The organism is Akkermansia muciniphila ATCC BAA-835 (assembly GCF_000020225.1).
GTDB classification, from domain to species: Bacteria; Verrucomicrobiota; Verrucomicrobiia; order Verrucomicrobiales; family Akkermansiaceae; genus Akkermansia; species Akkermansia muciniphila.
The window spans coordinates 170,885-192,602 of sequence record NC_010655.1; the positions used below are offsets into that span (position 1 = coordinate 170,885).

General features: G+C 56.2%; 17 protein-coding genes. 4 read left to right on the forward strand and 13 right to left on the reverse strand.

Annotation, left to right across the window (positions count from 1 at the left end; translation table 11 throughout):
* The first annotated feature begins 4 nt into the window (after positions 1 to 4).
* Positions 5 to 361: a hypothetical protein gene (locus AMUC_RS00805; protein WP_012419197.1), complete on the forward strand. Its 357-nt coding sequence runs from the start codon at positions 5 to 7 to the stop codon at positions 359 to 361.
* A gap of 24 nt (positions 362 to 385) precedes the next feature.
* On the opposite strand, the gene AMUC_RS00810 is transcribed toward AMUC_RS00805, so the two are convergent.
* The 6 genes from AMUC_RS00810 to AMUC_RS11690 form a co-directional block, all read right to left on the reverse strand.
* Positions 386 to 1,366 carry a bile acid:sodium symporter family protein gene (locus AMUC_RS00810; protein WP_012419198.1) on the reverse strand — a complete coding sequence of 327 codons (981 nt, stop codon included), beginning with the start codon at positions 1,364 to 1,366 and terminating at the stop codon, positions 386 to 388.
* Positions 1,367 to 1,402: 36 nt separating this feature from the next.
* On the reverse strand, positions 1,403 to 2,554 hold the full coding sequence (gene tyrS / locus AMUC_RS00815) for a tyrosine--tRNA ligase (RefSeq protein WP_233420557.1): 1,152 nt from the start codon (positions 2,552 to 2,554) through the stop codon (positions 1,403 to 1,405).
* 569 nt (positions 2,555 to 3,123) lie between these two features.
* Positions 3,124 to 3,489 (reverse strand): DMT family protein, encoded by a 366-nt coding sequence (locus AMUC_RS00825; protein WP_165477184.1) that lies wholly within the window; start codon positions 3,487 to 3,489, stop codon positions 3,124 to 3,126.
* A 15-nt stretch (positions 3,490 to 3,504) separates the two neighbouring features.
* On the reverse strand, positions 3,505 to 4,461 hold the full coding sequence (locus AMUC_RS00830) for an ABC transporter permease (RefSeq protein WP_099421482.1): 957 nt from the start codon (positions 4,459 to 4,461) through the stop codon (positions 3,505 to 3,507).
* The gene (locus AMUC_RS00835; RefSeq protein WP_012419203.1) at positions 4,458 to 5,372 is read right to left on the reverse strand and encodes an ABC transporter permease; all 915 of its coding nucleotides are present in this window, start codon (positions 5,370 to 5,372) and stop codon (positions 4,458 to 4,460) included. The genes AMUC_RS00830 and AMUC_RS00835 overlap by 4 nt, the downstream gene beginning before the upstream one ends.
* A 5-nt stretch (positions 5,373 to 5,377) precedes the next feature.
* Entirely contained in the window at positions 5,378 to 7,210 is a 1,833-nt protein-coding gene (locus tag AMUC_RS11690; RefSeq protein WP_167525130.1) for a peptide ABC transporter substrate-binding protein, read from the reverse strand.
* A 347-nt stretch (positions 7,211 to 7,557) separates the two neighbouring features.
* Here AMUC_RS11690 and AMUC_RS00845 point away from each other — a divergent pair, with 347 nt between their 5' ends.
* On the forward strand, positions 7,558 to 9,660 hold the full coding sequence (locus AMUC_RS00845) for an alpha-L-fucosidase (protein WP_042447486.1): 2,103 nt from the start codon (positions 7,558 to 7,560) through the stop codon (positions 9,658 to 9,660).
* Positions 9,661 to 9,997: 337 nt separating this feature from the next.
* Here AMUC_RS00845 and AMUC_RS11695 read toward each other — a convergent pair whose 3' ends face one another.
* The gene (locus AMUC_RS11695) at positions 9,998 to 10,963 is read right to left on the reverse strand and encodes a thioredoxin family protein (RefSeq protein WP_012419206.1); all 966 of its coding nucleotides are present in this window, start codon (positions 10,961 to 10,963) and stop codon (positions 9,998 to 10,000) included.
* A gap of 211 nt (positions 10,964 to 11,174) precedes the next feature.
* Between AMUC_RS11695 and AMUC_RS00860 the strand changes: the two genes are divergently transcribed.
* Positions 11,175 to 12,404: a saccharopine dehydrogenase family protein gene (locus tag AMUC_RS00860; protein WP_012419207.1), complete on the forward strand. Its 1,230-nt coding sequence runs from the start codon at positions 11,175 to 11,177 to the stop codon at positions 12,402 to 12,404.
* A 230-nt stretch (positions 12,405 to 12,634) separates the two neighbouring features.
* The gene (locus AMUC_RS00865; protein ID WP_167525131.1) at positions 12,635 to 13,594 is read left to right on the forward strand and encodes a metallophosphoesterase family protein; all 960 of its coding nucleotides are present in this window, start codon (positions 12,635 to 12,637) and stop codon (positions 13,592 to 13,594) included.
* Between the two features lie 127 nt (positions 13,595 to 13,721).
* Here AMUC_RS00865 and AMUC_RS00870 read toward each other — a convergent pair whose 3' ends face one another.
* The 6 genes from AMUC_RS00870 to AMUC_RS00900 all read right to left on the reverse strand — a co-directional run bounded on the left by AMUC_RS00870 (position 13,722) and on the right by AMUC_RS00900 (position 21,627).
* Positions 13,722 to 14,777 carry a hypothetical protein gene (locus tag AMUC_RS00870; protein WP_094137940.1) on the reverse strand — a complete coding sequence of 352 codons (1,056 nt, stop codon included), beginning with the start codon at positions 14,775 to 14,777 and terminating at the stop codon, positions 13,722 to 13,724.
* A gap of 50 nt (positions 14,778 to 14,827) precedes the next feature.
* Positions 14,828 to 16,216, reverse strand: a complete 1,389-nt coding sequence (locus AMUC_RS00875) for a DUF6056 family protein (protein WP_012419210.1) — start codon at positions 16,214 to 16,216, stop codon at positions 14,828 to 14,830.
* The gene (locus AMUC_RS11700) at positions 16,216 to 17,673 is read right to left on the reverse strand and encodes a cell division protein FtsZ (protein WP_012419211.1); all 1,458 of its coding nucleotides are present in this window, start codon (positions 17,671 to 17,673) and stop codon (positions 16,216 to 16,218) included. The genes AMUC_RS00875 and AMUC_RS11700 overlap by 1 nt, the downstream gene beginning before the upstream one ends.
* 25 nt (positions 17,674 to 17,698) lie before the next feature.
* A complete protein-coding gene (gene ftsA / locus AMUC_RS00890; protein ID WP_012419212.1) occupies positions 17,699 to 18,910 on the reverse strand; it encodes a cell division protein FtsA in 1,212 nt (403 codons plus the stop codon).
* A gap of 115 nt (positions 18,911 to 19,025) precedes the next feature.
* The gene (locus AMUC_RS00895; protein WP_031930046.1) at positions 19,026 to 19,568 is read right to left on the reverse strand and encodes a hypothetical protein; all 543 of its coding nucleotides are present in this window, start codon (positions 19,566 to 19,568) and stop codon (positions 19,026 to 19,028) included.
* A 103-nt stretch (positions 19,569 to 19,671) separates the two neighbouring features.
* Entirely contained in the window at positions 19,672 to 21,627 is a 1,956-nt protein-coding gene (locus tag AMUC_RS00900) for a phospho-sugar mutase (protein ID WP_012419214.1), read from the reverse strand.
* Between the last annotated feature and the right edge of the window lie 91 nt (positions 21,628 to 21,718).

Below are 21,718 nucleotides of genomic sequence, written 5' to 3' on the forward strand. Positions count from 1 at the left end.
AGGCATGCATATCAGTCCCCTCAGAAAAAATATTCCGCTGACTGTCGTCACCCTGGCGGCTCTGGGCATCATGTTCTTCCTGTTTTTCATGCATCCCGCCCCTCCGGAAGAATCATTGGAATTCTATGCGCCGGACGGCAATATCGCGGGTTCCTTCCGGGTGGAAATCACGAATGCGCCTTCCAACCCCTCCTACACGGAAGTAAAAATCATTCCGGAAGACATGGAATCCTTCCAGCGGTTTTTGGCCCAGTTCCGCAACAAACCCGTTACTGCAAGAGTTCCCTCCCGCGGCAACCACATCATTGTTCCGGGCCGGGACATGCAATACGACGGAGTCCTGCGCCTGACCGGACATTGAGAGGTCAGGCAAACAGAAGCCATCTTAAAGTTGTTCTCCCTTTCCCACGTCCTTCGCCCACTTCCGGGCCAGGAAGGAACAAACCATCAACTGGAGCTGGTGGAACACCATGATGGGAATCACCAGCAGCCCGATGGGGGCTCCGGCAAAAATCACGTTCATCATCGGAATGCCGGTAGCCAGGCTCTTTTTGGAGCCGCAGAAAATAATCGCAATGCGGTCCTCGCGGGAAAAACGGAGCCTGCGTGAAAGGAAAGCCGTCAGCCACAGGGCCGCGGCCAGCAGGAGGCCGCAAAAAGCCAGCACCTCCACCAGGGAAAGCCAGGGCAGATTTTTCCATACGCCGTTAATCATCGCATGGCTGAATGCCGTGTAAATAACCAGCCAGATGGTGCTGTGGTCTGTCCAGGAAGTGAGGTTCCGGTGCGTGACTACCCATTTGCCAATCCAGCGCTGGGCGAACTGGCCGGCCACAAAAGGCACCAGAATAATATAGCAGATGTTCAGGAAAGTGGAAAAATCCACGCCCCCTTCCCCTCCGCGGGACCACACCAGCCCCACCAGCAAGGGGGTGAGGAACACCCCCAGCAGGCTGGAAACGGAAGCGGAGCAAATGGCCGCGGCCACATTGCCGCCCGCCATGGAAGTGAACGCTATGCTGGACTGCACGGTGGAAGGCAGCATGCACACATACAGCATTCCCATGCACAAATCCGGCCCCAGCACACTATTCCACAAGGGCATGCTGAATATACCCAGCAGGGGGAAAATAACAAAGGTGCTCGCAGCCACCAGCCCCTGAAGGCGCCAGTGCATCAACCCTTCCCATACGGAACGGCGGGAAAGCTTGGCCCCGTACAGGAAAAAAAGCAGAACGATGGCTGCATCGCTCAGGCGGCTGAACACTGTATCCCATACTCCGGAACAGGGAACCAGAATTCCCGCGCCCACACTGACGATGAGGCCGATGGTGAAGCGATCCAATTTGGCAAGGAATCCCGGCATGGAGAAGGAAAAAAGGTAAATGCCGCCTCCGGCGTTCTATTTGAAACGCACAGCATGCTTCTTGCTCAGGCGCAGGATGCTGCCCGGAGCCAGTTCCAAAACGGCGGAGGGGTCTGTCATTTTCACATCATTCAACTGGATAGCGCCGGGCGTGAAATGCTCCTTGCGGAGAACGCCATTGGATTTTTTCACCTGGAAAACATTCTCAAACAGGAAGGAAACCAGGGCCAGGGCATTCATGTCGGCAGGCAGGGAGGCAATCTCCACTTCCGGCAAATCCGCGGCAGCCAAATCCCTCTTGGAAAAACGGGTTTCCCAGTCAGAACGCGCGGCATCCGCAGCGGCGGAATCATGATAGCGTGCCGTGATTTTCCAGGCCAGGAGCTTTTTGGCTTCCATCGGATGCAATCCCATGTCCCGCTTCTCACCCAGCAGCACCAGGTAATAACGGTCCATCAGTTCGTCGCTGGCGCTCATCATCTTGCCGAACATCATCTCCGGAGACTCATCCACGCCCACGTAATTCCCGTAGGACTTGGACATCTTCCGAACGCCGTCCAGACCTTCCAGAAGAGGCATCGTCATGGCGATCTGCGGCAACATGCCTTCCTCCTTCTGAAGGTCGCGGCCCACCAGGATGTTGAAAAGCTGGTCCGTCCCGCCCAGTTCCACGTCCGCACGGATTTCCACGGAATCCCAGCCCTGCATAATCGGATACTGCATCTCATGCAGGCGCACCTCCTTACCTCCCTCCACACGGGCCTTGAAATCCTCCCGGGCCAGCATCTGCTGCATGGTCACGCGGGAATTAAGCTTCAGCACCTCCTCATACGTCATCTTGCGGAACCAGTCCCCATTATACACGATCTCCGTCTTGTCACGGTCCAGAATCTTGAACGCCTGCTTGGTATATGTCTCCGCATTCTCCAGCACCTGTTCACGGGAAAGGGGGGGGCGGGTCACGGAACGGCCGGAAGGGTCGCCGATCGTGGCGGTGAAATCCCCGATGAGCAAAACAGCCTGGTGGCCAAGTTCCTGGAACTGGCGCAATTTCTCAATAGCCACGGTATGGCCCAGGTGGATGTCCGGCGCAGTAGGGTCCACGCCCAGCTTCACGCGCAGGGGGCGGCCCAGCTTGAGACGCTCCTTCAGCTCTTCGCGGCTGATCACGACGGCGGTACCGCCCATCAATATGTCTAATTGCTCATCTATAGTCATTGATCTGGCGCATAGAGTGCCGGGGGCACCGCGCCTTTTCAAGCCTATATCCTGTGCGCGGCTCATCGAACGCGGCCAAGAGTCCCCCGCCACCGGTCCCGACGTGAGGGAACAGGCACGGAATCCGTCCCGAAAGGCGGAATAAACGGCACGCCGGTGCTGGCATTTTCCCCGCATGGCCCTTCCTCCCGTTCCATGTCACGGACCAGCCCTGCTCCCTTCCGGATGCAGAGAAACGTCCCCGCAAATCTACAGAAGCTGGTACAGGCGGGGATAGGAAGCATGATTGGCGGTTATGTAATGCGGGCGCGGCTTGGGGACCGGCTTTGTCCGCCTTTGATCCCAGCCGTCACGGTCATGATGATAATTATCATGGCGCGGCGGCCCGGAACGGTAATCATCACGATCGTGGTGGCGATGATGGCAGCCTGCGGCCAAAACGATTGAGGCTGCTGCGGCAAAAACAGGAATTATGTTCATCTTCATCTTTCTTCAGGGTAAGACAGTCCGGCGGGAGGAATGCGAACGGAAAAAGTCTGTCACCCGAACAAACGCTCCCTGTTGACGAAGAAAACGGCTCCCAATACACATAAAAACGCCCACAGGTAATCCCACTTCCATTTTTCTCCGATGTAGAACAGGGCGAAAGGAATAAACACGCACAGGGTAATCACCTCCTGAATAATCTTGAGCTGGGCCACGTTAAGCCCGCCCGCACTGCCCAGGCGGTTGGCGGGAATCATGAAGCAATATTCAAAAAACGCCAATCCCCAGCTCATCAGGATAATTACCAGCAGGGGCTTGCCATCCGCCCCGGACCCCTTCTTCAGATGGCCGTACCACGCCCACGTCATAAAAACGTTGGAGACCACCAGCATGGAAATCGTTAACGCAATCTTCATGATTTTTATTTAAAAACATCAGTCCTTGGAGGACTTGGGATCCAGGGCGTCCCGCAGGCCGTCCCCCAGGAAATTCAGCGCCAGCAGGGTAGCCGAAAACAGGAGCGCCGGGAACAAAAGCAATTCCGGACTTACCTCCATGCGGTCCGCCCCTTCCTTGATCAGCGTTCCCCATGAGGAATTGGGAGCCTTCACGCCCAGCCCCAGAAAGGACAGGACGGCTTCCAGCAGCATGATGCCGGGAACGGCCAGCGTCGTGTACACGATGACGGCCCCGAACAAATTCGGAGCAATATGGCGGAACAGAATCTTCATGTGACCGATGCCCAGGGAACGGGCAGCTTCCACAAACTCCTGCCCTTTCAGCTCCATCGTCTGCGTCCGGACAATACGCGCCAGCGTCAGCCAGCCCAAAGCGCCGATGGCGATGAACAGGGGAATCAGCCCGGTCATGGGGCTCACCATTTCCACAGACCAGCCCGTCATGCCGGAAACCCACTGCGTCAGCCTCCGGGCCGGCTCCTCCACGGACAAGGAAAAAATAATCACCAGCACAATGAACGGCAGGGCAAAAAGCACATCCACCAGGCGCATCATCAGGGCATCCAGCCTGCCTCCGGCATAACCGGAAACCAGTCCGTACGCCACGCCAATCACCAGGGAAACGCCCGTAGCGACCACTCCCACCAGCAGGGAAATGCGGCCGCCGTACAGGACACGCGCCAGCAGGTCCCTCCCAAGCTGGTCCGTGCCGAACCAATGGTCCCAGGAAGGGCTTTCCGCAATCCGGGACAAATCCTGCACATTAGGATGAGGCAGCCACGGCAGCAGGGGACCCAGAAAACAGGCCGCCGCAATCAGCGCCAACGCCAGCAGGGAAAACATGGCCGCCCGGTTGCGGGAAAGACGCAGAAAAGCGTCCTTCCACAGGGAGGAACCCTGTTCCTCCATCCTGTTCCATCCTCTTTTTCTCATGATTCCTTTCTCAATCTCGGGTTGACGGCCATTTGCACCAGATCCACACCCAGGTTGGCCGCGACGATCAGAATGCCGTAAAACAGGACAAGCCCCTGGATGAGGAAATAATCCCGGTCCGTGGTTGCGTTCACGAAATGCTGCCCCATGCCGGGAACCTGGAAACAGGTCTCCACCACAAAAGAACCGGTAATCATAGCGGCAAAAGCAGGCCCCAGATAGGAAAGGGCCGGAATCAGGCCGCCTCGCAAAGCGTGCTTCCAAACCGTACGGAAAGGCCCCGCCCCCTTGGCTCGAGCCGTCCGGATGAAATCCTGCCCCAGCACTTCAAGCATGCCGCCGCGCGTCAGGCGCGCCAGATATGCGGCATTCACCAGCCCCAGCGTCAGCGCCGGAAGCACCACACAACCGGGAGAATCCCATCCGGCCACGCTCAAGCCGGGCACATGCATGCCCAGCGCCACGCCAAGCAGCGGAGCCACGACGAAAGCGGGAATGCAAATGCCGGCCATGGAAACGAGCATCACCCACCAGTCCATCCACCGGTTCTTGTACAGTGCCGCCACAATTCCGGCGGGAATCCCCGCCAGAATGGAAATAGCCATGCCTATGACTCCAAGCTGGAGGGAAACAGGGAATGACTGGCCGATCATATCCGCCACGCTGACGCCTTCCTTCACCAAAGACGGCCCCAGGTCGCCATGAACCAGCATGTTCCACCAGTAACGCCCGTACTGGACCAGGGGAGCCTGATCCAGCCCGTAACTGGCCTGGAGCTGCTGGAGGACATGCTCCGGAAGTTTCTTTTCCCCCATGAAGGGGTGCCCCGGCAACAGGCGTATCAGGAAAAACGTCACAGTTTCCAGCACCAGCAGGACCAGAAGCCCCTGCCCCAGGCGTTTCAGAATCATCCTGGTCAAGGCGCGGCCTCCTTCCCATGTTCCCGGGCGTCGTCCAGGCTGATATCCTCAAACAAATGGTTATCCAGCAGCAGGGGGTGCCATCCCCGCACCTCCGGCCTCTTCAAATAGGACCGTTTGGCCCAATACAGGGGAATCACCGGGGATTCGGAAAGCATCAGCGCTTCCGCACGGGCCAGCAGGGCCATGCGCTTCTCCTGGTCTCCCGTGGCGCGGCTCTCCGCCAGCAGGCGTTCATACTCCGGATGAAACCAGCCCGTATTATTGTTCCCGGAGGCGGAACCCCACAAATCCAGAAAACTGGAAGGGTCCAGATAATCACCGGACCATGAGGAGGAACTAAAATCATACTGCATGGAATTCTGCGCGAACTTGTAGGCCGTCCACTCACAGGAACGGATATCCACATGAATCCCCAGATGCTTTTTCCACATGCCCTGGATGGCTTCCGCCATCGTCTTCTGAACTTCGCGGGATGTAGTCATCAGCTCCAGCCGGGGAAAACCCTTCCCGCCGGGAAAACCGGCCTGGGCCAGCAGGGAACGCGCTTTCTCCGGATTGAACTCCACCCCATGCGGCGTCTTGTATCCGGCGCCGTCCGGCGTAAAGCCGAAGCACGGCTGGCCGCCGCCGCACACCACGTCCCGCACCAGAGCCTCCCGGTCTACCGCCAGGGAAAGGGCCCGCCTGACCCGGGCGTCATTCAGCGGCGCACGCGACGTATTCAGACGGTAAAAAATAGTCACGTAATAATCATCCTGGCAAAAATCATCGCCGCCGCGCTCCCGGGCGTAAGCCGTCATCTCCGGAGGCACGTTGTTGGTGACATGAAGCTTGCCGTTGAAAAACATGCGGGTTTCCGTAAAGCCGTTCACGGTGGGAAGAAAACGGACTCCATTCAGCCGGACGGCGGAAGCGTTCCGGTACCGGGGATTGCGGCGCACCTCCACATAATCATTGAAACGGTGCTCCGCCATAAGAAAAGGTCCGTTCCCTACGGCCGCTCCGGGCCGCGTCCATTTCCCCGTCCTGTCCAGCATGCCGCCGTGGGCTTCCACGGCATGGCGGGGAACCGGAAACCAGGTGCAGTGAAGCAACAGCAGGGGAAGCTGGGGCATCGGAGAACGCAGCTCCATCTCCAGGGTATAATCATCCGCGGCGCGCACGCCCACGCGGGCTTCCTCCCATAAATCCGGCTTTCCGGCCCGGACATCCTCCAACATCCGGGCCGCAATCTTCCGCGCTCCTTCCTCCGGCATCCCGTCCGGCCACTCCATCAGGGTAGGATCATCCCGCAGAGCCTCCAGCTCAGCGGCTCCCATACCATCCAGCCTCTCCCAATCCACCCGGGCCAGAACCCTCTCTTCCAGCCCCTCTTCCCCAGCCAGCCGGGAACCGGGACCGCACAGCAGCAGGCTGCGCCTGTTCCGGTTATAGGCTTCCGCATTCTTCAGCGGATAAAGCATGTCCGCGTACCTCCCTCCAAACCCCGGATGAAGCAGGCGGTGATAGGCATACACGAAATCATGGGCCGTCACAGGAACGCCGTCGCTCCACACGGCGTCCTTCCGGAGGGAAAAACGCCACTTGTCCGCCTCCGGACTATGCGTCCACGACTCCGCCACAGCGGGATGAAAAACGGCGTCATCCCTGGAATCCCCGCGCAGCAGCCCCTCCATGACGGCATTGATCATCTTGAAATCGGAAACGGAAGTGGCGATGTGGGGGTCAAAGCTCTGGGGCTCCGCATTATTGCCCACGATGAGCACCCCTGCCTCCTGCGCCCGTTCCACGCTCGTGCGCGTATCGCATCCGGCGAGCAAAAGCATCACACAGAACATCATGAACAGGCGCATGGCGGGATTCTGTCAGGTTTCCTTCCCGTACGCAAGGCTTCACGTCAAGAAATACGGCGGCAGAACCACAACGACCTGAGCGCCCGCCCAGAAGCGGAAGGCTCCTCCCAGAACCTTTATCCCACCCGGCTCCCAGTTCTGCGGCTTAACAATATATTTTCCTTCGTACGCTCATGATACATATAAAATTTCATAGAAAGAAAAACACCCCTCTTCCTTACTGGTCTTTTACAAAACGGAGGGGGTTTATCCTGTTCTCCCGGTTATTCCTCCTCTAAATTTTTCCCATGTTTAAATTCAAACACCGGACATCCTGTATCTTGACCGTACTCGCGGGGATAATCTCCATTCAGGTAGGGAATGCCATCACCGTCCCGTGGCTCAGACCTTATATTAACGGTGAAGAAGTGGTCGGAACTACGCTGGAAAGCCGTTACAGCACACCTGACGGAGAATCCGCCAATCCTGTGATCTGGTGGGAAAAAGCAGATGTCCGAAACGGAAAAACCGTAGTGGTTCAGCAGAGCCGTGATGCGGAATCCTACACCCTGACGGACAAGGATGCAGGAAAATATTTCCGGATTATTGTAGGCTGCGGAACCAAAGACGAAGCTGCCAGCCAGTGGATCGGCCCGGTCATCACGGAAAAACAGGCGGAAAGCATCAATAACCGTTTCCATCCCGGCAGGAGCTACCAGGAAAATGTGAACGAACTTCAAAAGGAACTATCTGAAAAACTTCGAAACGCCGTGTACTTTACCGTAGATACGGACAAGCTGCATGGCGCACCCTGCGTGATGGCCAGAAATAAACGAATCCCTCTGCCCGAAGATATCAGACCTTTCCGGGAAAACGGAAAAATCTATATCAGCCAACCCTTTGTACAGGCCATTTTCAACAGGGAACTGCCTGATGAAATCATGGAGGAAGCAGCCGGACAGAAAGCTTATGAAATAAGCAATGTGGCCAGGGTTCTGCAACTCAACCTCTGGCAGGGAGACAAGGAAAAATCTCCCGTACCGAACTTTCGCATGCAACCCATGGCGGAAGGACTGGTGATTCTCTCTCCTGAAAAAGACATCTTCTCTCCAGTAGAAGACCGTGACCTGATTAATGAAGCCGTCAACGGGCTCTTCGATTTCAAGGCCGATAATAAACAGTTAAAATGGTTTCGGGATGCCAAATTCGGCTTGTTTGTTCACTGGAACCCTTCTTCCCTGCTGGAACGGGAAATAAGCTGGGAACGCAATGCGGCGCGTCCCAAAGACAGCGCGAGCGGTCATAAGAATACCGTAGACTTTGAGTACGACTCCGCCCACCGCCGCTTCAACCCCAAGCAATATGACCCCAGAAAATGGATGTCCGTCGCCAAAAAAAGCGGTATGAAATACGCCGTGCTGACCACCAAGCATCACGACGGCTTCTCTAACTTCCCCTCCAACTACGACACCTTCACCATTGCTGCCACCCCCTACGGCAAAGACATCGTGGAACAATTCGCGGCGGCAGTTCATGCGGCCGGGCTCAGACTGGGATTTTATTATTCTGGAAGAGACTGGTACAACCCCTACTACCTGACCGACCAGCACTACCGTTATCTGGAATACTACTTCGGCCAAGTCAGCGAACTGCTCACCCGCTACGGCCAAGTGGATGTGCTCTGGTTCGACAGCCTGGGCAATAGCTCCCTCAACCAGTGGGATCCCCGCACCATGATACGCCGCATCAAGCAGTACCAGCCGGACATTCTGATCAACAACCGCATGAACAGCACCCGCGGAGGCAATAAGGAACCGCTGCCCGATGATTTGAAAGGGGATTTCCTGACGCCGGAATGCAAGCTAGGCCCCTTCAACACTCAAACGCCTTGGGAAAGCTGCATGACCGTGGCGGATATCCCCGGCACCCGCTGGACGGGCAACTGGTCCTACACATCCAACGCAACAACCAAACCCGTCGAAACCTCCGTCAAATTCCTGATCAATAACATTGTCAAGGACGGCAACCTGCTTTACAACATCGGTCCCACTCCACTGGGAACATTTGATCCGAAACAGGCTGAAACTTTTCTGTCCATGGGAAAATGGATTGCTCTCTACAAGGAGGCCATTTACAACACTCGCGGAGGCCCCTACAGGGACCAGCCATGGGGCGGCAGTTGCTACAGAGCGGATCACAACGGCAAAAAAACCGTTTACCTGCACGTCAGCCCGCTGATTGCCCGACAGGGAAAAGAGCTGAAGGGAAATACCCCCCTGTTCATCAAAGATATCGGGGAAAAATTCACGAGAGCGACCCTCATTGTGAACGGTACCGGAAACGGAAAATTCGTCAGGCTTGAAAAGGAAGGAGACCAGTACAAAATCACTTTGCCCGAGGGTGTCACCTGGGACAGGCTGGATACCGTCATCAAACTTCAATAACCCGTTCTTCCAAGAAAACAGCATGCCTTTCCCGCACTCTCTCCTAGACCGGATTTTTATTACCGGAGAATAGTGTTGCCGCCACACGGTACTCTTGCCTATCCCATATACCCGGCCTGACGGAACCGGCATCAAATCCTGCCTTTCGCCACTCCCGCAGCAGAAGCGCCGAAAACACGCGCCGCAGAAGAACAGTGCCCCTCATAAGCCACAGTGCCTCCTTTTCATCATCCCTTTTGAGTAACCGGAGAAACAGGGGGAAAGCAAAACCCCGCAACGGCAGAAAACCGTTGCGGGGCTGTTTTCCCAAAGCAAGGGAAAAGAAAAGCGGCTTTAATTATTTGCCCTGCGCCTTTTTGGCAGCGTCAATCTGGGCCTTGATCTTATCCTTGTTGGCAAGAATGCCGGCCTTGATGCGGGGGGCCTGCATTCCGGCTTCCGTTCCCGGCTTCAACTCGGCCACCTTATCCAGAATCAGAACGGCGCCGTCCACGTCACCGGTGGAATTCAGGTAGGTCCCGAACTCCATCATCAGCAACTCCTGCTGTGTTTCCGGCAGAAGCTTGTCGCGGTCGGGATATGCCTTAACCACCTGAAGGGCTTCCGCAGGCGTAGTCTTGTCCGTCAGCTTGCCGGCAAGATAATTTCGAACATCTTTCCGTTCCTTTTTAAGCTGGTCGGAGAGGGCGTCTGCAGCTTTCAGGCCGGACTTGTCATCCTTGTCCAGCTTCTTGATTTCCGCTTTCACGTCACCATAAAAATTGTCCACATATTCCTGAGGAGCCAGCTTGAGCACTTCCATCAGAGCGGCAACTTTCGCTTCATCCGTAGCAGCCTTGGCAACATTCGCTTCCGCGGCATTAAGAGCTTCCTTGTTCTTCAGGGCATCCTGCATGGCTTTCATGACATCATCCCCGGAGCGCCCTCCAACAAATCCCCCAAAAGGCTTGCCGGAAGCGTCCGCAAACACAACGGTCGGGAATCCCCGCACGCCGTACTGCTGGGCAAGCTTTTCATTGGCGGCTTTCATTTCCTTGGACTGTTCCTTGCCGCGCGGATAATCCAGCTCCACCAGCACGAAATTTTTCTGCGCTTCCTTCTGGAAGTCAGGCTTGCTGAATACGTTGGCGCGGAGCTGCATGCAAGGAGGACACCAGTCGGAACCGGTGAACTCAATCATTAAATCCTTTTTCTGTTCGGCGGCCTGTTTTTTGGCGGCATCCATATCGGTAATCCACCCTTCCGCGGCAAAGCAGGGAGCGACGCAGGCGGCAACAACAATTGGCAGAATTTGTTTAATCATATCTACAATTCAATATTGTAGAATCGGACAGCCCGCGTCAATCCCCTGTTCAATCATTTTTAGAAAATCTCCAAAAGGGTGCGTCTTCCGCAGGGAAGTCCGCATCCGGCCGATGCCGGAAAAACTGATGCCCCATGGGAAGACGGTGTCATTATTGAAGCAAATCGGGAGTTGCCTTTCAGCCTGTTTTCACTTATGTACAGAACCTATCATGAACACGGTTTTAATCATTGGAGCAGGCGGCGTTGGGCATGTGGTAGCCAACAAATGCGCCCAGCTGCCGGATATTTTTCAAAACATTCATCTGGCCTCCCGCACGAAGAGCAAATGCGATGCCGTTGCGGAGGACGTACGCTCCAGAACGGGCGTCAGCATCACTACCCATTCCGTAGATGCGGACGACGTGCCCGCCACCGTAGCCCTCATCCGGGAAATCAAGCCGCAGCTGCTGATCAACGTAGCCCTGCCCTACCAGGATCTCACCCTGATGGAAGCCTGCCTGGAAACCGGAGTCAACTACCTGGATACCGCCAACTATGAACCCCGTGACGTAGCCAAATTCGAATACTCCTGGCAATGGGCGTACCAGGAGCAATTCCGCAAAGCCGGGCTTTTTGCCCTGCTGGGTTCCGGCTTTGACCCAGGCGTCACCAATGTATTCACGGCATGGGCTCTCAAGCATCACTTTGACGAAATCCATACGCTGGACATCATTGACGTCAATGGCGGCAATCATGGCAAGGCCTTCGCCACCAACTTCAACCCGGAAATCAACATCCGGGAAGTAACGGCGCCCTGCCGCCACTGGGAAGACGGAGCCTTCCGGGAAACCGCTCCCATGAGCATGCACCAAAGTTTCACCTGCCCGCAGGAAGTGGGCACCTATGAAATCTACCGCATGTACCATGAAGAAATGGAAAGCCTGGTCAAGCACATCCCCACCATCCGCCAGGCTCAATTCTGGATGTCCTTCTCACCGAACTACCTCAAGCACCTGGAAGTGCTTCAGAACGTGGGTATGACCCGCATTGACCCGGTCATGTACAACGGAGTTGAAATCATCCCGCTGCAATTCCTCAAGGCCGTTCTGCCGGACCCCGGGGACCTGGGCAAGACGACCAGGGGAAAAACCTGCATCGGCAACGTCATCACCGGAATCAAGGACGGCCAATTCAAGGCTGTGTACATTTACAACATTTGCGACCATGAACAATGCTTTAAAGAAGTAGGTTCCCAGGCCATTTCCTATACCACAGGGGTTCCGGCCATGATCGGCGCGGAAATGATCCTTACGGGCAAATGGACTGGCGCAGGAGTCTTCAATATGGAACAAAATGATCCGGATCCCTTCATGGACGAGCTCAACAGGCGCGGCCTACCCTGGCACTGCGTGGAACTCACGGAAGAACAGGCCAAAACCCTGAAGGTCAACCAGCAATAAATTTCAGCAAGCGCTGTCGGCATCATCAAAGCCGGACATTGGAAATTCAATGTCCGGCTTTTCCGTTTCCAGCGGGGAACAGAATTCCCCAGGACAGCACGTCAACGCCTGCCTCCGGGAAAAAGAAAAAGCCCCGGGCGGCGTCTTTCCGCCTCAGTCATAATTTTCTGGCGGGAAGAGCAGACAGGTTGTAAAAACTCAGTGCCATGAAATATCTTGCGTTATTTCTCATGTTCCTGCTTCAGCCGGTACTGGCGGAAGATACAGCCCCATGGAAAATAGCGATCATCGGCGATACGCACGACTCCCCCAAGCGTATGGAAGGAAGCGAGGGAGTAGCAGTCAACTTCATCAAAACCCTCTATGGGGAAATCCTGAAACACAACGTGGACATGGTCGTCCAGGTAGGGGACATGGCGGATATTGAAGGAAGCGCCCCCGTCAAGGGACTCGCCAAACGCAAGGAACTCAACAAAATTCTGAGAGAAAAAGGCATCCCCTTTTATGCCGTGCGCGGCAATCATGAATCCCTTCCTTTCCGGGCGGAACAATTCCGGGAACTCTTCCTGCCTACGCGGAAGCAGGGCACCAAAGGGCTGGCTACCAGAAAGTTGAACTACGGCATCCGCCATAAAAACGCTTCCCTGTATTTCATGGATATTGACCTCACCCCTGACCAGCTCGTGGACTTCAGTGCGTGGGTCAAACGCAACAGAAGCAAGGCCAACACCGTTCCGAGGCACTGCCTGGTCTTCACCCACCGCACCCTGCAGACGCCCATGCAATTCCGGGAATGCCTGTGGGGCCGTTACAACGACAGCGCGGCGGAACAGCAAAACATCTTTTACCGCAACCTCCGGGATGCCGGAGTGCGCTTCGTCGTCACCGGACACCTGCACGCCCATGACCTGTATATGATTACCTCCCCGGACGGACAAAACACCCTTACCTCCCTGATCTGCGCCCCTGCGGGGAACAAGGTTCTTCCCATCCCTTTTCTGCTGCCTGCAAAATCCCGGGTAAAAACCCTGCAATACCGCTCCGGCATTACGGCCTACTATATCCTGACCATTTACCCGGATTCCATGACCCTGGATACCTACGCCGCCCCCAATAACGGCACTACTGACGAAGGCCCCCAAAGCGGAGAGTTCAACAAATTGAACTCCTATACAATTCCGATGGATTAGAACATACTGCGGCCCCCGTTTCTTCCATAACGCAGCATCCCGGAATCTGCCTGCTCCCGTCCGCTATACACCCCTGGCGTCCCTGGCGGAACAATGGAATTTTCCGGGAAGTTCCCAATCCCCCATGTTATTTCATATGCCCGGAGCCACGGGACTTTATCTTTCTATCGTGCTGGCGCTCCCGGTCGCCCTTATATAAAAACTCCGTTCTTCCATCTCGGCCTACAGTACGGTCAATCAGGTCTCCGATTTCCTGGTCAGCGTATCCGGCCTTCTTAAGATACTTAACCACTTCACCAGCCTGCCCCGGATAAAAACGGACCAGCATCCCCACAAACGCAGGTTCCAATCTCTTTTCCAAATGATACTTACAGTTGTTATTTCTGTCTTCATTAGACAGCAGCTTATTGTTGTAATAAATTGATCGGGGATCAGCCCCGCGAAATAAACTCAGTTTTCGTTCCTGAACCAGTCTCAAGGTTCTTTCGGCACTCATTTTATCGTATTCCTCCTTCATCCTGGCCTGTTTCTGCTTTAATTCCGGATCATACTGAGTCCTGAATGTTTTCAATACGGCCGCTCCATATTCTGCCCAGATTCTGCACAGCTCCTTTCTCTTTACGCCGCATCGGGAAACGATTCCGGATATATCCCAGGATAAACTGCTCATCCACCTCACAACTCCGGTCTTCAATTCATAATCCATGTTTCCATAGAGGCCGTCTTTGGGGGTATTTTCATCATAATCCCATGAAAATGCATCCGCCGAAACTACAACATAAAAAATCCATGACAACACCCTGACGTCTTCTGCGTTCACATCTCCAGCTCCCTTGGAACTAAAGGCGCCAAGTTTCTTCCGCGCCTCCCGGTAACAATCCGGCAGCTCTTTTTCATGCAACAGGGAAAGAAACTCCTTCTTTTCCTGAGGAGACGTTTTGAATGCGGAGATGCTGTCGGGCAACGGAAGCCGGAGCTGGGCAGGCTTTCCTTCAGCAGTATTTCCCAAATATATATCAGCGGAACATTCCTCTGTTTCCGTTTCAATCCTCAACGTGCCTAAATCCTCTTCCTCCACGTCCGCAAAGGAAAAACCGCACAGGGAAACAGCGCAACTTATTAAAAGGATTCTTATATTTTTAACAACAACCGCCATCAGACGCAGATGATATCTTATTGCCATTTCCCATTATTCCATAGCAAAAAATTCTAACATTCCGCAGCTTTTTCCTGCTAAAAGATTCTGATGCTCTTCACGCCATAATACATCGCCGCGCCTCTGTTGACGTAGTCTTCCGGGTTTTGCGACAGGTCTACCCAGAAAATGAAAGAACACCAGGGGGAGGGAGGAGAGAGGGGAGGAACAACGATTTCCTGAATACCGGCCTTTTTCTGCTCCAGAACCAGGCGGACGCGCTTTTCATGCTGCCGGAACAGAAGCAGATGATCATGAAGGGTTGAAAAAACGCATATTCCGGACAACACCAGAAAAACGGCCACAGTTATCTGCGGACGGGGCATGGCACTAGGGATGCCGTACCACATACGAAGAAGAACCAGCACGCCGACGCCGAACAGCAGGGTGGCGGAGAACATGGCATGGTCCGCCGGAATGACGGCGGCGGCGAAAGAAAGAGCCATGGCATAAGACGCCAGAATATATGCCGCCGCTATTCCAAGGGAAATTTTCCATGCCCGGAAATAGTTCCGGTCCTTGCGAAAACTTTTCCAGAGAACCCAGGCAGCCGCCATGCCCAGCAACACCGGAAGAGCCAGGTATTCATGCATCCGGAACAGGAGCAAAGGGAGAGCTTCCCATCTGCTCCAAAAACCGGAAAGGGGTTCCGCGCAGCCGGGAGTGGCGGAATGCATCCGCGCGGAAATGCCGGGCGCAAGCAGCATGCACAGGGAACCTGCCACCTGGAACACAAGGCCCGCATAAAACCACAAAGGAAGTTTTTCCTTCCGCACCAGGCGGACAAAAACAAACAAGGCTCCCAGCAAAAGCCAGGTTCCCGGAATATTGTTTTCATTGGTCATGCCTGCCGGAAATCCCAGAACAGCCGCAGCGGCAAACTTTCCCCAGCCACTGTTTCTTCCGGAATCTCCCTTTCTCCCGGATTCCGCGTCGTCCAGAAAACCGCGGTACAGACACAGAAAGCCCAGCCAGACGGCGGCGCCCCAGGAATAGTTGGTGGCGCCGGAGAGCCAGTAAATCGTGACGCCGGGCCGGGCCGTGCACGTGAACAGCAGGAGAAGCCCCAATCCGAACAGACGCACGTCCGGCCAGGAACGGGGATCCACCCTGCGCCCGGAAGCCAGATAAAACATCATCAGCGCAAGACCGACCTGTACAAAGGGGTTGAGCAGCATGAAGAGCCATTTTCCCGCCGTCGCTACGGCAAAGGCCAGGTATTCCCCGATTCTGGGATTCCAGGTCATGTAGGAGGCTACGCAGCGCTCCCAGACCAGGCTGAAAGAGAAGCAGTGCTCCATGCCCGTCAGGGCATGATGGTACGTGTCGGAAGTGAGAGGACTCCACCAGCTGAGCAGCGCCGTATACAATAAGGCGGCTGCGGTCAGCGCCCAAAACCACACCCTGGACGTGCGGGGGGACATCATCAGCTCGGATCCGGTTTCCTTTTCCGCAGTGCGGGAGGCAGATCCAGGTCTTCCCCATCCAGAATGAGGGGGCGCACACGGGCAAAAAGGCCGTGGCCCGCACGCTCTTCCTCTCCTTCCTCCGGAGGCAAGCCTTCCTCCAGCTCCTTGATGTCAGGCATCGGGACTGACTCCAATTCCGGCTCCGCCTCCGTTTCGGAAATTTGCGCAACAGACGCGGACTCCCGGAGCGTCTCCTCTTCATCCGAAATCCCGGGAACGGACTTTACGGGCACCAGTTCCTCTTCCAATTCACGTTCATCCCTCCTGGGGACGGGAACAGGGGCGGAAAGATCCGGCTCCGGATGCCGTTCCGGTTCGTCAACCGGGGCAGGAGGTGCAGGCTGAATAATGGTTTTCCCCTCTCCGAGAAAAGATTTTTCCTCCGGTACAAGCACTGTCTGCGATGCCACTTCCCGCTGAAGCACAACAGACGGGGAATCAAATGTCTCTACCACAGGCACGGCGCCCAGCACGGTCAGGGACAGGCGGTCTTCCGTCTGCTGCTCCACGGAAGCGCCGATGTGGAGGCGCACCCCCTTCCCCAGGATTTCCGCCACCCCGTCCACCAGGGCTTCCAGGCGCTGCAGTGTCAGGGATGCTCCGCCGCGCACCAGAACCAGGACATCATCCACTTCCCCCAAACGTTTTTCCAGAAAGAGCGGGGAATGCCGGACCTGATCCAATATGTCCGCCACGGAAGCATCCGCAGACGCTTCACCCACGCCAAAGGAGCAAATTCCTTTTCCCGTTCCGGCTACGCTGAGCAGGTCGTCCAATCCCACCCGGAGCAGGTTTCCGGAAGAATTCAACAGAGACGGCACAATAAGCACGGCACGGGCTATAAGGGCGTTAACTACGGAAAAGGCTTCCAGCACTCCCCTGTCGGGGTCTATGAGACCTTCCATGGCGTCATTGTCAAACCGCAGCACCATGTCGGAATACAGGGCAAGGCGGGACAGCGCTTCATCCGCCTGGACAGCGCGCCGTTCCCCTTCAAACCTGAAGGGACGGATGACAACGCTGACGACATAAGCCCCCTGTTCCTTGGCCAGACGGGCCGCTTCCGGAGCCACGCCGGACCCTGTTCCCCCGCCCAGCCCGGCGACAAGAACAGCCAGGGCGCTGCCTTCCAGAGCACGGAGAATGGAAGACTCGCTTTCACAGGCCGCCTGGGCTCCTACGGAGGCGTCTCCGCCGGAGCCGAGCCCTCTGGTAAGCCTGGCGCCCAGATGGACCTTGCACGGAACGGCTGAAGCGTTCAAGAGCCGGGCATCAAGATTCATGGCACAAACGGAAGCTGGCTGAGGGGACAGCAACAACACTTCTTCCATTACCTTGGTGCCTGCGGCCCCTATGCCGCACAGGCAGATTTTTCCGGGCAGGACGGACGGCCCCTGGGGAGAAATTTCCAGCATGGTTGTTAATTTGGATAAAGGTTGATCAGGAGTTCTTCTTTCCGAAGAAACCCAGCATCCGGCCCAGCCAGCTGCGCTGTTGCGGCAGCTCGGCATCCAGAATCTGGGCATACCGTATCAGGCCTATGGCCGTGCAGTAGCGCGGATCGTCCAGGTAGGAAGGCGCTCCGTTTTTGACCAGCGTAGGCCGGCTGATGGCCACGCCGAACACGTGGGAGGCCAGTTCCCCCACGCCGCGCATCAGGCTGGCGCCCCCGCACAGGTACACGCCGTGGCAGCGGTTGCCCTTGAAAGTATCCTTGGGCAGGGAGGATTTGACCAGATTGAAGATTTCCAACAGACGGGAACGGATGATTTCATTCAGCACGTTGCGTTCGATGGCGGCATCCTTCATATGCCCCTCTCCGCGCACGCGCACCATCTCGTTGGTTTTCCCGGAAAAGCTGTTGGCGTCCCCTTCCGTTTTCTTGAGCAGCTCCGCCTGGGCCAGCGGAATGCCGGTCATCAGCGTGATGTCATTGGAAATGTGGTCGCCGCCCAGCGGCACGCATCCGGAGGCCACAAGCTGGCCGTCCAGGTAAAGCACATAGTCCGTCGTGCCCGCTCCCATGTCAATAAGCAGAGCGCCCGCCTGCTTGACCTGCCTGTTGAGCACAAACTGGGCCGTGGCAATGGGGGCAAAAACCACATCCGCAATATCCAGCGGGACTTCCCGCACGCAACGGAAGGAGTTGGTGATGCGGGATTTGATTCCGTGGATGATATGGCAGTCGATGTCCAGGGTTCTTCCGGTCAATCCGGCGGGATTGGTCAGGTTCTCCTGCCCGTCCACGGAAAAGAGGCCGGGCACGCGGTGCAGGACGAATTGTTCCGGCCCCAGGGCGACGTCCCGGGCAATTTCCGTCACCTCGTCCATATGCTCCTGGGAAATAATGCTTTCGTCCGGGGGGAGACGGAACGTCCCCCGGTTGTTCTGCCCCACAATATGGGCTCCCGTCACGGACAGATAGACGGTCATGATATCCACGTCCGCATGGTCCTGGGCCATGTTCCACGCATCGTAAATGCACTGGATGACCTTGGAAGTGTCTTCAATCTCTCCGCGAACCACGCCCTCGCTAGGAACCTCACCCACGCCGATGATTGTCACGGTCGCATCCGGCTTCACTTCGCCTACGACCATGCAAGTCTTGCTTGTCCCTATCTCAAGCCCTACGTGAATTTTTGTCTTAGCCATGAAAGTCAAGGAACTATCAACGTCCTCGCACCTGATAGCACATTACTTTCCATTATTCAAGAAAGCCTGCGCGAACATACGCAGAAAACGCGGTTTTCCTCCGCGCAGCCCCGGTTCAAAGGCCTGTAGGATGACGCACCAGGAAGTTTCTGGTATTGCGGCCGTCCACTCTCCAGCGGGGACCTTCGCCGCGGCGCCCGCTTCCCGTGGTGTCAAACCGGAGGCCGCATATGACCATGAAGACGTGTCCGTTTTTGGCATAAATGGAAATCCAGTCCCCGGCGCCTTTCTGCCCGTAATTCAGGAAAAGCCTGGAATGGCGGGTGGACGTGAGCAAACCGGCTTCCTTCAGCACAAAGGAAGTGCTGCCGGAGCAGTCATAATGGGTATCATAATGCCTCCTGTGCCCCCCGCCCAGCCGGTACGGCTTGTTGACCAGGGAATTGGCTGCCGCAATGGCGCGCTTGACCTGCGAAGGGGCATTTCTGGGGGGAATGGCTTTCCCGTTGTGCAGCACGGCCGTCTTGCCGGGCACAAAGTGGTAGGCGGGAAGACGCGCAGGAGCTTCAACTTGTTGCTGGGAGGAGCAGGAAGAGAGAAAAAGGCCGGCCAAAAGGGCACCAGCCACGGAGAGAGTTCTGTGGGCCGCAAATGTCATAAGAATTATAAACTGCGGAATTCCCGCCCCCTTGGCAAGAAAATAAATTTCCCCCGTCCACATTACATGGTAGACGGGGGAAAGAAATCAGCAATATTTAGCCCTAGGAACGGCTGTGGGCATCCTTCTCCACAGCCGCCCACAGGGAGTCCAGGGAGGCCTGGACCTCCGTCAATGCTTCCTTCACAGGGGCGCCCGGTTTCCCGTGCCCGAAGAGGTAGTATTTAATCTTGGGTTCCGTTCCGGAGGGGCGCACCGCAAAACTGCGGCCGTCCGCCAGATCCACAAAAATCATTTTTTCCGCCGGAATGGGATCGCCTTCCGCGTCCACCAGGTCGCCTCTGGAAAAATCCCGGATGCCGCTGACGGTTACGCCGTCCACTTCCGTGGGAGGATTGGAGGAATAGGAGGCGGCAAGGGCGGCGATTCTGGCCGCGCCGTCTGCGCCTTCCATCACCAGTGATTTGCCCATTTCCAAATACACACCGAACTGCTCAAAGAGTTCATGCAGCAGTTCTAGAAGGCTCTTGCCGATGCTTTCCGCATAAGCGGCCAATTCCGCAAAAATGATGGCGGCGGAGTTGGCATCCTTGTCCCGCACAAAGTCCTGGGCCAGGTAGCCGTAGCTTTCCTCCCCGCCGAAGACAAAGTAACGGCTGTATTCCAGGCGCAGGGCACGCGTTTGTTCCTCGCTCATCCTGCGGTAGCCTTCCCGTTTTTCCGCCGGAATGGCCTGTTCATATTTACCGAGTTTCTGGGCAATATACTTGAACCCCGTGAGCACGTTGACCACTTCATAACCGAAGTGGTGGCCGATGGCATCCTGAAGCCCCGTCGTTACAAAGGTTTTCACCATCACGGCACGGGAACGGTTGGAGTCATTGATGATGCCAAGCTCGGACATGCTCATGCAGCGGTACCACGCCAGCAGGGAGCCGATCTGGTTGCCGGTCAGCAGGTGCATTTTGCCGTCTTCCCCGCGCACAGCCACCCCCATGCGGTCCGCATCCGGGTCCGTGGCGATGACGATATCCGCCCCAGAAGCATCCGCCTGTTCAATGGCCAGGGCCAGAGCCGGCGGATTTTCCGGGTTGGGGGAAGCAACCGTCGGGAAACGGCCGTCCTGCACATCCTGCGCCGCCACGGTCTGCACGTTGCAGCCCAGTTCCTTCAACAGGGGCACGATGATATGGCCGCCCGTCCCGTGGAGGTTGGAATAAACGATCTTAGCCCCTCCCCTGTTGAAAAGCTCCGGACGGAGCAGCACGGTTTTCAAGCGGTCCATGTAAATACGGTCAAAGGAGGAATCCAGCACATGAAGGGTTCCGCGCCGGTCTTCCGGCAACGGCTCATATTCTTCGGAAGTCAGGGAATTGACCTCCTTGATCACGGCCTTGTCATGCGGAGGCACAAGCTGGGCCCCATCATTGAAGTAAGCCTTGAAACCATTGTCATGGGAGGGGTTGTGGCTGGCGGTCAGCACCACACCGGAATCCGCATGGAGTTCCCGGATAGCAAAGGAGATTTCAGGCGTGGCGCGAGGACTGTCGAACAAGTAAATGTCACAACCCAGGTCCGTGCCGATTTTTGCGCAGAATTCGGCAAAGTCACGGGAAAAGTGGCGCGTGTCGTGTCCGATGACCAGGCGGGGCTTCCTGCCCGGGTCCGTAGCCTCCACATGCTTTTTCACATAAATAATCAGGCCCCGCATTGCCCGCCCAACATTGAAGTAGTTCATGCAGGCGGTTCCCACGCAGGGATATTCCGGGCGGCCGTTCACGCCGCCGTTCCCCTGCTCGGCCCGGGTTACGATGCTGCCGATGGTGCGTCCCCGCAGCCCCCCCGTTCCGAAGGCCAGCGTTTTGTAAAAACGGTCGTTCAACTCCTGCCATTCCCCGGCGGCAGCCAGTTCCTCTACGGCCTCGCGTGCTATGGGGGATTTGGTTCCATCCAGCAGAAGGCGGATATTGGTCCGGGAAGACTCCAAAAGCTTCCCTTCTTTAACGGCATTCATCAGGGATTCGTCCAGTATATTCATGCTGGCGGAATAGTACATCATGCCCCTTGTTTGACAATAGCTCTTTCCATCATGGCCTGAGAAAAAAACGCCATATTCATCCCGGTGCGGGCGCAGGGAACGCTTTCCTTCC

Bases quoted from the DNA above. Each gene is read 5' to 3' on its own strand.
- AMUC_RS00805 (WP_012419197.1), top strand. From the start codon at position 5: ATGCATATCAGTCCCCTCAGAAAAAATATTCCGCTGACTGTCGTCACC.
- AMUC_RS00810 (WP_012419198.1), bottom strand. From the start codon at position 1,366: ATGCCGGGATTCCTTGCCAAATTGGATCGCTTCACCATCGGCCTCATC.
- tyrS (WP_233420557.1), bottom strand. From the start codon at position 2,554: ATGGGCGGTACCGCCGTCGTGATCAGCCGCGAAGAGCTGAAGGAGCGT.
- AMUC_RS00830 (WP_099421482.1), bottom strand. From the start codon at position 4,461: ATGAGAAAAAGAGGATGGAACAGGATGGAGGAACAGGGTTCCTCCCTG.
- AMUC_RS00835 (WP_012419203.1), bottom strand. From the start codon at position 5,372: ATGATTCTGAAACGCCTGGGGCAGGGGCTTCTGGTCCTGCTGGTGCTG.
- AMUC_RS11690 (WP_167525130.1), bottom strand. From the start codon at position 7,210: ATGCTTTTGCTCGCCGGATGCGATACGCGCACGAGCGTGGAACGGGCG.
- AMUC_RS11695 (WP_012419206.1), bottom strand. From the start codon at position 10,963: ATGATTAAACAAATTCTGCCAATTGTTGTTGCCGCCTGCGTCGCTCCC.
- AMUC_RS00860 (WP_012419207.1), top strand. From the start codon at position 11,175: ATGAACACGGTTTTAATCATTGGAGCAGGCGGCGTTGGGCATGTGGTA.
- AMUC_RS00865 (WP_167525131.1), top strand. From the start codon at position 12,635: ATGTTCCTGCTTCAGCCGGTACTGGCGGAAGATACAGCCCCATGGAAA.
- AMUC_RS00870 (WP_094137940.1), bottom strand. From the start codon at position 14,777: ATGGCAATAAGATATCATCTGCGTCTGATGGCGGTTGTTGTTAAAAAT.
- AMUC_RS00875 (WP_012419210.1), bottom strand. From the start codon at position 16,216: ATGATGTCCCCCCGCACGTCCAGGGTGTGGTTTTGGGCGCTGACCGCA.
- AMUC_RS11700 (WP_012419211.1), bottom strand. From the start codon at position 17,673: ATGCTGGAAATTTCTCCCCAGGGGCCGTCCGTCCTGCCCGGAAAAATC.
- ftsA (WP_012419212.1), bottom strand. From the start codon at position 18,910: ATGGCTAAGACAAAAATTCACGTAGGGCTTGAGATAGGGACAAGCAAG.
- AMUC_RS00895 (WP_031930046.1), bottom strand. From the start codon at position 19,568: ATGACATTTGCGGCCCACAGAACTCTCTCCGTGGCTGGTGCCCTTTTG.
- AMUC_RS00900 (WP_012419214.1), bottom strand. From the start codon at position 21,627: ATGATGTACTATTCCGCCAGCATGAATATACTGGACGAATCCCTGATG.